Raw genomic sequence first — 9,885 nt, forward strand, 5'->3', positions numbered from 1 at the left:
TGATGTGTTGTGTGAAGATGAAAGGACCATAATGGCCCTAACTTTATTTCGAACTCAATACCGAAGCAGGATTAAGTTTAGATGCTCGAGAAGCTGGATACCACGTAGCGAGTAGGCTCAAAATCAGCGCAGTCCCAGACACGAGTAATATGTCCGTCCAAATAATTTGCGATGGAAGAAAATCAACGAAATATATATCCCCAGAAAGAAATTGGTGGCCAATGGCTTTTTCTAGCGCGTTTATCAAGTAAGTTAAGTTAGTGGCAACTAACACACCAATTATACTGCCAATTAAACTACCTAGTACCCCAGAAAAAACACCTTGCCAGATAAAAATACGCTTAATCAATCCATCAGTAGCACCCATTGTTCTCAAGATGGCTATTTCACCTGCACGATCTTTCACTGCCATCATCAAAGTAGAGACAATATTAAAACTCGCAACACCTATCACAAGAACCATAACTAAATACATAATGGTCCTCACCAGTTGTATGTCACGATACAGGAAACCATATTCTTGCTGCCAACTTCTCAGGTAGACATAAACGTTTAAGGTATTCCCTGCCTCGCGTACAATTTGTGTTGCATTTAGCACATCAGATACTTTTAACGAAACGCCAGTTACAGCCTCACCTAGTTGCGCATACTTTTGGCCATCTTTCAGCGGTACTAAAGCAAGAGTATGGTCAATTTGGCCATTGAGCTTAAGCAGCCCAGTTACTTTCACTCGCACTCGCTTTGGTGCTTGTACTTGACTTGTTGAACCTGAAGTTGGGATCATCAAAGTAATATAATCACCTTTTGAGACATCTAAAAATGTCGCTACCCCCTGCCCAAGGATCACTTGTTGCTCACCAGGAACAAACTCTTTCCATGTCTGTCCATCAATATAATCATTGATATTAGACACTTTTGCTTCCATATTTGGCTCAACTCCACGAACTTCTAGAGCTTTCACTTTTTGACCCTTTTCAGCTAATGCGGTAATGGCCACATAGGGGGCCGCTGCCTCAATTTTGGGATGCTTCTCGGCTTGCTTCATCACCGATTCCCACTCAAATATTGGACCACGCACACCTTCAAATTCACCATGAGCCACAACAGATAGAACGCGATTTTTCAACTCTCTTTCAAAGCCATTCATTGCCGACAGGCCAATAATAATCACAGCAACACCAACAGCAATTCCTATTGTTGAAGATAGGGAAATGAATGACACCATTTTATTGCGTTGCTTAGCACGGCTAAAACGCGCACCAATAAACAAAGATAATGAAGAGAACAAGTTATGCCTCCTTATTATCAAGTAACAAGCCATCCTGCATATGTAACTTCTTGTCCATTTTGGTAGCCAATTCCCCATCATGGGTAACGACTAAGAATGCAGTGCCTGATTGTTGATTAAGCTCCCTCATTAAATCGTAAATAGATAAGGCAGTCTTATAATCCAAATTACCTGTTGGCTCATCGGCAAGAACTAAAGAAGGGTTATTCACTAATGCGCGTGCAATGGCAACACGTTGGCGTTCCCCCCCAGAAAGCTCAGACGGTCGATGTTCAATTCGATGAGTGAGCCCTACTTTATCCAATAATGCTCTGGCAGACTGTTTTGCTTGAGCCGGCTTCTCCCCACCAATCAGCAGTGGCATTGCCACATTTTCTAACGCGCTGAAATCGGCTAAAAGGTGGTGAAATTGATAGACAAAGCCAAGATGCTGATTGCGAAGTTTCGCCTGTTTATTCGAGCTTAACTTAGCAATTTCTTGACCAAGAATACGAACCTCTCCTTGTGTTGCATCATCAAGGGCACCAAGAATATGGAGTAAGGTGCTCTTACCCGATCCTGAAGACCCCATAATAGAAGCCAGTTCACCAATTTGGAGATCAAAACTCACCCCTTTGAGTACTTGAGTATCATGAGAGCCTTCACGATATGTTTTACAAATATTATGACATTGAAGGAGATTATTCATATCTCAAAGCCTCAGCAGGTTTAACAGAAGATGCACGATAGGAAGGGAAAAGTGTCGCCAACAAACTAAGTAGAATGGCCATAACAATCACGGTACCAATTTGGACAGGGTTAATTAAAACTGGTAACTGCCCACCAACAGAAAATAAAGCAACACCTGCACTGTCGAGCAAAGTATTAAGATTACTCGCCAGCAACACACCGAGTGTTCCACCAAATAAAGAGCCAATGACTCCACTACTTGCGCCTTGGACCATAAAAACAGCGAGTAATTGTCTATCTGTCATCCCCTGAGTTTTCAAAATCGCCACTTCTGACTGTTTTTCCATAACCACCATAATAAGAGCAGAAATAATATTAAATGCAGCAACCCCCACAATAAGACCAAGCATAAGTCCCATCATGTTTTTTTCCATACGAACTGCCTGAAATAATTCTCCGCGTTGGTCACGCCAATCTTGCCAGCGCCATCCTTCTGGTAGAGGTTGTTTACCTAATTCACTGACAACAAAAGGGTCATCAAAGAATAGCCGCCATCCAGTTATCCTATCGCTTGGTAACTTCAGCAAACGTGCAGCATCATCGATATGAGTCAGCATCAATTGAGCATCAACATCGGAACCTGTGTTGTAGATACCTGCAACAGTAAAAATTCTTTGACTGGGAATACGCCCTAGCGGTGTAAACTGACTCGCACTAGTCACCATAAGACGTACTTTATCACCAAGAGATACCTTCATTGCTCTGGCCAAATTCAGGCCGATAAATACTTGATATTGTTTTGGCTGCAGAGAAGAAAGTCTGCCCGAAACTAAAAATGATTCTATCGGATCATGATCAGTTGGTTTAATGCCAATTAATAAACCAGCCGATAGATTGTCAGCGCTCTGAATGATAGCTTCACTCTGAACAATAGGCTCAGGGTGCGCTGCAGTAGACAACTGGCTAGCAAATTCAGGTGGTGGCGAAGTATAAGGAGTTTGTCCATCAGATTTAGACACTATAGCCTGAGGTAAAACACCGAGGATTCGCCCTTTAAGCTGTGCTTCAAAACCGTTCATCACTGAAAGAACCGTGACTAAGGACATCACACCGATTGTAATGCCGGCTGTCGACATATATGAAACAAAACGGCTGAACCTATCGCCAGAGCGACCTCGTAAATAACGAAAGCCAATGAAGGCAGATACAGGATGGAACATAGTTATAACCAAAAACGTTTGATAAACGCTACTGTAACGATTTATCGCCTCGGATTGTAGCCTTTAATAGACAAAATGACGTCAATTTAAGTGCTAAACAATGACATACCTTGATTAGTTGCTGCTTATGGCGATAATCAACACATAGTTTCAAGGAATTTGCCTATGTCTGATCAAGAATATTTTACCGTTCATCACAACATGTCTGTTAACGTTGAGCCTTTGCCTACAAGCCAGATTCTACCAAGCTATGATCAGTTCGAAAAAGAAATTCCAGCTCCTTTTCTGGTCGCAAGTGAATTCAGCCATCTAGATATGCTAAATGACCAAGCTCGAATTGAGCTGAAAAATAATGATTTCAAACATGTCATTGATCTACTCGATGCACAAAATTCTAAGCTCAACTTATTATTGACTTTTATGCTCTCTCAGCAAGATGAAGTTCAGTATCGCCATCAAACTCACTCTTTTGGTGCGAGTAAATTCTGCTATAGCGCGGAAAGTGCACTTGCAATAGCAACCAAAGTCCTTGTGAAAATGTTTATTGAGCATCCAGCGACAGCTGTCTACTGCTATGGACATGTAGAAACCTGTGAACAAGATGGCGATGATTTCCTAATCACTATAAAATATGATTTACTACGCGATCAGGATGAAGATCTCTTAATTAAAGCGGCACTTTATCAACAACAAAAATTACTCCGTCAGCGCTCCAAGGATCGCGACAAAAAATAATCTTATTATGCCTATTACATTACTCTTCAATCTGGCCAGTGCAACTGGAGCCGGAGATAAAAAACAGGTCGGTAATTTGCAGGGTGCTAGCATGGCGCTTGCGGTTTCTGAACTCGCAAACCAGCATGACAGCCATACTTTATTAGCCGTCGCCGACCCACAAACTGCTCTAAAACTTTTACAGGAAATTGAGCAATTTACAGATCAAGAAGTGTCACTATTTCCTGACTGGGAAACGCTGCCTTACGACAGCTTTTCCCCTCATCAAGAAATCATTTCTGATCGCATTGCTCGTTTATACAAGCTACCCACTCAAAAGCATGGAATTACCATCATTCCAGTCAGCACATTATTGCAAAGGCAGTCCCCTAGAGATTTCCTATTGCAACATAGCCTGATGGTAAAAATTGGCGACTTGTATTCTCTTGAGAAACTCCGTATCCAACTCGAAAAATCTGGTTATCGTCATGTAGAACAGGTCTTTGGCCCCGGTGAATATGCCAGTAGAGGATCGATTATTGACCTTTACCCTATGGGCTCTAGTGACCCATTTCGAATTGACTTTTTCGATGATGAGATAGACACAATACGAACTTTTGATCCAGAAAATCAACGTTCAATAGAAGATGTTAAGGAAATTTGTCTGCTTCCTGCACACGAATTCCCAACTTCTGAAGGAGCAATTGAAGACTTTCGTATCCGCTGGCGCCAAAGATTTGAAACAAGAAGAGAGCCAGAATCTATATACGTTCAAGTATCAAAAGGGACATGGCCCGCTGGAATAGAATACTGGCAACCTTTATTCTTTGAACATTCGGAAACACTGTTTGACTATATTGCAGACGATAGTCAATTAATTACTGTTGGCGATCTTGAAGGCGCCATTGACCATTTCCTCTCAGATGCTGATTATCGCTATGAGCAGCGAAAAATAGACCCACTGCGGCCTCTACTGCCACCGGCTGAACTTTGGCTAAAAAAAGATGAGCTGTTTAGTCACTTCAAAGCATTGCCTCAAATTCATTTATCAACAGATGCAATCGTCGAAAAACAAGGTAGAGTCAATCCAAGCATTCAGCCTTTACCGAATCTCTCGGCTCAACATCAGAATAAAGAACCAATGGCAGCACTACGCCAATTTAGTGAAACGTTTTCCGGCAAAATTGTATTTTCAGTCGAATCAGAAGGCCGCAGAGAAGCGTTGTTAGAACTGTTGCAACGTATCAAGCTTCGACCCATTGAGCTAGATAGCTTTTCTTCAGCAATTAAAGCAGACAATAAATTTGCTTTAGTGCTTGGCGCTGCTGAACATGGTTTTTTATACGGTAACCAACAACTAGCATTCATATGTGAAAGTGATCTGCTTGGCGATAGAGTCATTCAACGACGTCGTAAAGATCGCAAAACAACCAATAGTGATGCAGTAATTCGTAACCTTGCAGAGCTTAAATCAGGTCAACCTGTTGTCCACATAGACCACGGCATCGGACGCTATATTGGTCTACAAACGCTCGAAGCGGGCGGTCTAAAAACCGAATATGTTACTTTAGAATACCAAAATGAAGCCAAGCTCTACGTGCCTGTGGCATCACTGAATTTAATCAGTCGTTACTCAGGAGGCGCCGAAGAATCAGCACCGCTGCACAAGTTAGGAGGCGAAGCCTGGATCAAAGCTCGGCGAAGAGCGGCGGAAAAAGTACGTGATGTCGCGGCCGAGTTGCTGGATGTATACGCAAAACGGGAACTCAAACCTGGTTATAAATTCGCCTTAGACCGCGATCAATATGCCACGTTTAAAGCTGGTTTCCCATTTGAAGAAACTGACGATCAATCTACAGCAATCAACGCGGTCATGTCTGACATGTGCCAAGCTAAGGCTATGGACCGCCTAGTCTGTGGCGATGTAGGTTTTGGTAAAACAGAAGTCGCCATGCGGGCTGCATTTGTCTCAACTGATAATGGAAAGCAAGTAGCGGTATTAGTTCCAACGACACTCCTTGCTCAGCAGCACTTTGAGAACTTTAGAGATCGCTTTGCAAACTTGCCAATTCGAGTCGAAGTCTTATCACGGTTTAAAACAGCAAAAGAACAAAAACAAATACTAAAAGATATCGAAGCTGGTAAAGTCGATTTGGTCGTTGGAACCCATAAACTCTTATCTGATGACATCAAATTTAACGATCTTGGGCTACTTATTGTTGACGAAGAGCATCGCTTCGGTGTTCGTCAAAAAGAAAAAATGAAAGCGATGCGAGCAGACGTGGACATTTTAACTCTTACGGCAACACCAATCCCACGTACCTTAAATATGGCCATGAGTGGTATGCGTGATTTGTCAATTATTGCCACACCTCCTGCTAGACGTTTAGCAATCAAGACCTTCGTTCGCCAGTATGATACCGCGGTGATAAGAGAAGCAGCACTGCGTGAGATCATGCGGGGTGGACAAGTTTATTTTTTGCACAATCAAGTAGACACCATTGAAAAAGTAGCCGCTGATCTAGAAAAATTGATTCCCGAGGCACGCGTTACCGTTGCACATGGACAAATGCGTGAGCGTGAACTTGAAAAGATCATGAACGATTTCTATCACCAGCGCTTTAATCTTTTAGTGTGTACCACCATTATTGAGACCGGTATTGATGTCCCTACCGCCAATACTATCCTAATGAACAGAGCCGATAATCTAGGCCTTGCGCAGTTGCATCAGCTACGTGGCCGAGTGGGACGCTCTCACCACCAGGCATATGCTTACCTACTTACTCCGCCACCTAAAGCCATATCCAAAGATGCGATAAAACGCTTAGACGCTATCGCATCACTCGAAGATTTAGGCGCTGGATTTACTCTAGCAACGCATGACTTAGAGATTCGTGGTGCCGGGGAATTACTAGGCGATGAGCAAAGCGGGCAAATTCAGTCCGTTGGTTTTACTCTTTATATGGAAATGCTCGAGCAGGCTGTAGAAGCTCTCAAGGAAGGTAAAGAGCCTTCTCTCGATGAGCTACTTCGTGAACAAACAGAAGTCGAAATGCGCCTACCTGCTTTGCTGCCTGACGATTACATACCCGATGTTAATACTCGTTTGTCCATGTATAAGCAAATTGCTAGTGTGTCAGATCAAGTAGAGTTGGAAGACCTGAAAATTGAACTTATTGACCGTTTTGGTCTTCTGCCAGATGCCACAAAGAATTTACTCGCCGTTTCTGAAGTAAAGCTCGAAGCAGGCAGCCTAAAAGTGAAAAAAATAGAAGCGCATGATAAAGGTGGATTCATTGAGTTCTACCCAGACGCTGACATTAATCCGACCTATTTGGTTAAACTACTGCAATCACAACCGCAAAAATTCGCAATGGAAGGCCCAACTAAGTTTAAGTTTACGGTACCATTAGTGGATAGACGCAAGAGGATTCAATTTGTTGGTGATATGTTGGGAGAGTTCCGCCATAACCTTCTACCACAAGCCTGATATTCTCAGGCTTAACTAATTCAAGGTGAATTCACCTTTATTACGGAGTTGCAATGAAAAAACTGATCCCACTACTACTACTCGTTGTCGCAATGCCATCATGGGCCCAGCGTCAATTCGATATAGAAGTGATCATTTTTAAACGCGCATTGAATCCAGAGCAGACTTCTGAGTCTTGGCCCGATTCCCTGCCTGAACTATCGATGGATAAAGTTGGCTATCTCAATGACACTAATTATCGCAACCGAAAAGGTGTCACTTTGCTGCCTAGCTCGTCTTACAAACTAAACCCACAAGTGCAGAAGTTAAAAAGCCATGCTGGCTTTAAAATTCTTTCGCATATGGCTTGGCGCCAAGGTGACGGCAATCGTTACGTTGCCCCAACTTTTCGTATCAAAGCAGGACGAGATTTCTCAGGGCAATTTAATTCTGATGGTAGCCCTAAAGGAACCAATTTAGGAACAGAAATTATTGATGGTGTCACCGAAGAAAGTATCTCCAGACCGTTATACGAATTAGATGGCAAATTACAAATCTACGTTGAACATTATCTATATGCCGATGTTCAACTCGATATGAGAGCGCCAAGCACTCATGAGGTTAAGCTTGAAAATAACCCTATGGTATTTACTCAGCTCAATGATTCCGAGCAAACAGAGACAGTACAAGCTGGGTTAATGGAAGACGTAACACCTGAGGTACACACAGAGCAATTTCTTAAAAGCTATCGTATGGACCAAAAAAGACGTATGCGCAGCACAGAAACCCACTTTTTGGATCACCCATTACTCGGGATCATCATTCAAGTAAGGCGTGTGCCACAATAACTATTGAAAATTAAAGTCGCTCTTTATAAGAGCTGTTTGTCAAACTGAGGTATATTATGAAGCCAGACTATCAGATTATTACCCCTAGATTGGTTTTAAAATTGATACCTCAGGAAGACGACAAGCAGCTTACTCAATGCGTTATCGCCTCTCCTGGCTTACACCGTTGGATAGACTGGTGTCATCAAGACTTTTCTCTTGATGATGCAGAAAAGTTTATTCTTGCAACGCGTCTCAACTGGATTAGGTCTGAGGCATATGGGTTCGGTCTTTATACACGTAAAGAACATACTTTCATCGGTATGGTAGCGATAAATGAGCTATACCATACCTTCAACATGGCTAGTATTGGCTATTGGCTATTGGCTAGGCGATAACTATCAGCAACAAGGCTATGCAAGAGAAGCGGTCAATGCACTGATTGAATTTTGTTTTTCAATTTTGAAAATAACTCGCATCGAAGTGGTGTGTGACCCCGATAATATTCCAAGCCAAAATCTCGCCAAGTCATGTGGAGCAGTATTTGAAGTCAGTTCACCTAACCGATATATATACAATGGTAAGCCATATCAAGGTTTGGTTTACTCCATCCTACCACCTGAGTCTTAAACTCTTTCAACTCCATTTGATGAATTACTTCAAGTATGGAAAAGTCGCTTAACTCAGTATTCATTATTGATGGTGCTGATCATATTGGATCACTACCACAGTAGTCGAACGGCACTCGCAAAAGCGATGACAGTCAAACTAAGGTAACGACAAGTTTCATGAACCGTTTAGCTCTAAATGGCTAACTCCCATCTATTAGCCATAAAAGACTAAGTTGGTATCTACATGAAAGAAGGAGTTTTAATGTGGAGCCTACCTCTAAACCGATCGCAGTGATCAGCGGCGATATTGTCAACTCAACCAAGCTAACATCTGAACAGTTTGTTATTTGCCTGACCACTCTGTAGACAGGACTGACATGAGTACTTTGTCGACAAATTCACCATTACGAAAACCTGATTGTCGCATCACACCTTCATGTTGATAACCTGCATTTTCATAAGCCTTAATTGCACCGTAATTAAGGGAGCTTGCTGTAAGCTGAACTCTGTGTAAACCAAGAGTGCGTATAGCGTAATCTGTTACGAGTTTCGTTACTGATGTGCCAACACCCTTACCCCAATAACTTTTTTCTCCAATAAGAATGAAGTATTCACCGCTACGATTTAGAGTACTAATCCCAGATATACCAGCATATCCAAGTAGCTTATCATTCTCATCACTACATATGCCAAAAGAAACATTTTTAGCGTTTGAATTTATGGATAAAAGCCATTTTTCAATATCTGATTTTGATTGAGGATACGCGTATGAAGAAAGACTATAAAGTGTAACTTCACGGTCTAGAGACCACCGGTAAAATGCTTCCTTATCTTCGACGTCCAGTGAGCGAAGGTAGTAACCGTCTAGTTTCAATTGCATGATTTCCCTTATAACTTCCGATTGTCATATATCGCTTTCGTACAGCGATAAGCCGTTTTTACGAGGTTATAATGTGGCCTTTCTTTCAAGCTTTCAACAAAAAATCATTAGCTAAGTCAGCAAATTAAAAAGTTAGTCTGCGCTGTGAGATATAATTTCTGGGTGGGTGAGTTTTGATAAGTTTTATTGGCTCTTCTCCGGTTACAT

Annotated in this window: 7 protein-coding genes and 1 pseudogene; 4 read left to right on the plus strand and 4 right to left on the minus strand. The window is 42.1% G+C overall.

The genetic code is table 11. The annotated features are described in order from the left end of the window. Positions 1 to 43 precede the first annotated feature (43 nt). From lolE to lolC, 3 genes are read right to left on the minus strand one after another with little or no spacing between them, the layout of a single operon-like run. A complete protein-coding gene (lolE, locus tag KO511_RS10400; protein ID WP_215987370.1) occupies positions 44 to 1,288 on the minus strand; it encodes a lipoprotein-releasing ABC transporter permease subunit LolE in 1,245 nt (414 codons plus the stop codon). A gap of 1 nt (position 1,289) precedes the next feature. Continuing rightward, positions 1,290 to 1,976, minus strand: coding sequence for a lipoprotein-releasing ABC transporter ATP-binding protein LolD (gene lolD / locus KO511_RS10405; protein ID WP_215987371.1), 687 nt, complete (start codon positions 1,974 to 1,976; stop codon positions 1,290 to 1,292). Then, a complete protein-coding gene (lolC, locus tag KO511_RS10410) occupies positions 1,969 to 3,177 on the minus strand; it encodes a lipoprotein-releasing ABC transporter permease subunit LolC (RefSeq protein ID WP_215987372.1) in 1,209 nt (402 codons plus the stop codon). Before lolC ends, lolD begins: the two co-directional genes overlap by 8 nt. A 165-nt stretch (positions 3,178 to 3,342) precedes the next feature. On the opposite strand from lolC, the gene KO511_RS10415 reads away from it, so the two are divergent. The 4 genes and pseudogenes from KO511_RS10415 to KO511_RS10430 all read left to right on the plus strand — a co-directional run bounded on the left by KO511_RS10415 (position 3,343) and on the right by KO511_RS10430 (position 8,817). Further along, positions 3,343 to 3,912, plus strand: coding sequence for a PilZ domain-containing protein (locus KO511_RS10415; protein WP_215987373.1), 570 nt, complete (start codon positions 3,343 to 3,345; stop codon positions 3,910 to 3,912). Between the two features lie 7 nt (positions 3,913 to 3,919). Continuing rightward, positions 3,920 to 7,381, plus strand: coding sequence for a transcription-repair coupling factor (gene mfd, locus KO511_RS10420; protein ID WP_215987374.1), 3,462 nt, complete (start codon positions 3,920 to 3,922; stop codon positions 7,379 to 7,381). Positions 7,382 to 7,434: 53 nt separating this feature from the next. After that, a complete protein-coding gene (locus KO511_RS10425; RefSeq protein ID WP_215987375.1) occupies positions 7,435 to 8,208 on the plus strand; it encodes a peptidoglycan binding protein CsiV in 774 nt (257 codons plus the stop codon). Between the two features lie 56 nt (positions 8,209 to 8,264). Next, a pseudogene (locus KO511_RS10430) lies at positions 8,265 to 8,817 on the plus strand (GNAT family N-acetyltransferase). Positions 8,818 to 9,141: 324 nt separating this feature from the next. Here the strand turns inward: KO511_RS10430 and KO511_RS10435 are convergent. Further along, positions 9,142 to 9,678, minus strand: a complete 537-nt coding sequence (locus KO511_RS10435) for a GNAT family N-acetyltransferase (RefSeq protein WP_215987376.1) — start codon at positions 9,676 to 9,678, stop codon at positions 9,142 to 9,144. Between the last annotated feature and the right edge of the window lie 207 nt (positions 9,679 to 9,885).

Source organism: Vibrio hepatarius, from assembly GCF_018860525.1.
Taxonomy (GTDB): domain Bacteria; phylum Pseudomonadota; class Gammaproteobacteria; order Enterobacterales; family Vibrionaceae; genus Vibrio; species Vibrio hepatarius_B.

Bases quoted from the DNA above. Each gene is read 5' to 3' on its own strand.
- KO511_RS10435 (WP_215987376.1), bottom strand. From the start codon at position 9,678: ATGCAATTGAAACTAGACGGTTACTACCTTCGCTCACTGGACGTCGAA.
- lolC (WP_215987372.1), bottom strand. From the start codon at position 3,177: ATGTTCCATCCTGTATCTGCCTTCATTGGCTTTCGTTATTTACGAGGT.
- KO511_RS10425 (WP_215987375.1), top strand. From the start codon at position 7,435: ATGAAAAAACTGATCCCACTACTACTACTCGTTGTCGCAATGCCATCA.
- lolD (WP_215987371.1), bottom strand. From the start codon at position 1,976: ATGAATAATCTCCTTCAATGTCATAATATTTGTAAAACATATCGTGAA.
- mfd (WP_215987374.1), top strand. From the start codon at position 3,920: ATGCCTATTACATTACTCTTCAATCTGGCCAGTGCAACTGGAGCCGGA.
- KO511_RS10415 (WP_215987373.1), top strand. From the start codon at position 3,343: ATGTCTGATCAAGAATATTTTACCGTTCATCACAACATGTCTGTTAAC.